A 1,118-nucleotide genomic window follows, 5' to 3' on the forward strand; every position below is an offset into this window, starting at 1 on the left:
CCTAACCGATGGAATAGGGACGCTACCCCATCGGGGCTAGTTAAAGTCTTTAAATCGTCTAGTCTTAGTAATCGTTCCGGCATTTCCCCAACTTCCAAAACTGATTTCGATTATTCCTCTTAAGCGATCGCCTACCCGCCCTTTAGTGATGGATAGAGTAAATCCAGCAAAACTATCGATTATTATCAATGCAATTGTCAAGGTTTACCACCTATCTCTAGGATGCCACGAATACTTCACTTTCTCTCACCGGAAGTAAAGTAGTACAGAGTTATCCCCTAGTAAAGATGAAGGGGAACTATAGTAGAAAGGAAACTGGGAATCGGAACGATGATCGAGCGACACAGAAGGAGATTGGCTAACGGGGAGGCGCGGGTCTATACCTACGGGGTTGGAGCGGACGGTGAGCGTCAGTCTTTGTCGATCCGTTCCGTTGATGATTCCCTTTCAATCCCCTGCTATAGGGGAGCAGAAAAAGAGCGGGTGGTGGCCGCCCTACTAGCCGATGCCAGTTTGTTGGTGGTGGGGGAAGCTGGTGCGGGAAAGACCTTTTTAGCGGAGCGGGTAATTGAGGACTTGTGGGGGCGGGGGTTTCCCGTGGCCGCCCCTGCCATCGGCACGGTCAAACAGATGCCTCTGGAAATCGCCGGGGATTTGGGGGTAGATACGGAGACGCTAGAGGGCAAACCGATGACGGCACAACAGTTACAGGAAACCATCGCCGAATGGTTAGAAAATAACGTCGCTTTTCTGGTCATGGACAATGCCCACAGGTTTCCCGTTTCCCTGCGTTGTTGGCTGGAAAAACTGCATTTACAGGGACAGCCGATATTATTGTTGGCTACTTACCCCCCGGCCCGAGATATTTTTTTGAAGCTTCCCCGCATCGAATTGGAAGCTTTACCAGAAAGGGCGATCCGCGAAATTATGGAGGGGGAAGCAAACGATTTGGGATTGCAGGTGACACCGGGTAAACTGGCCGATTGGCAACAACGGGCGATCGGTAATCCCATGTTAGCGAAACGGGTGGTCAAGGAAGAATATTTGGGGTTAGAGGGTAATAATTATGACCATACCCAGTGGATCGACGGTACTCCCCTACTAATTGCCGTTCTCAT

The 1,118-nt window shown here is 50.4% G+C and carries 1 protein-coding gene; it reads left to right on the plus strand.

What is annotated here, in order from left to right:
• Positions 1-330: 330 nt before the first annotated feature.
• Positions 331-1,118 (plus strand): ATP-binding protein (locus O9295_RS14355; RefSeq protein WP_288033460.1); only part of this gene is annotated, 788 nt, incomplete at its 3' end.

The sequence above is a fragment of the Microcystis sp. LE18-22.4A genome (assembly GCF_027531105.1).
GTDB lineage: Bacteria > Cyanobacteriota > Cyanobacteriia > Cyanobacteriales > Microcystaceae > Microcystis > Microcystis aeruginosa.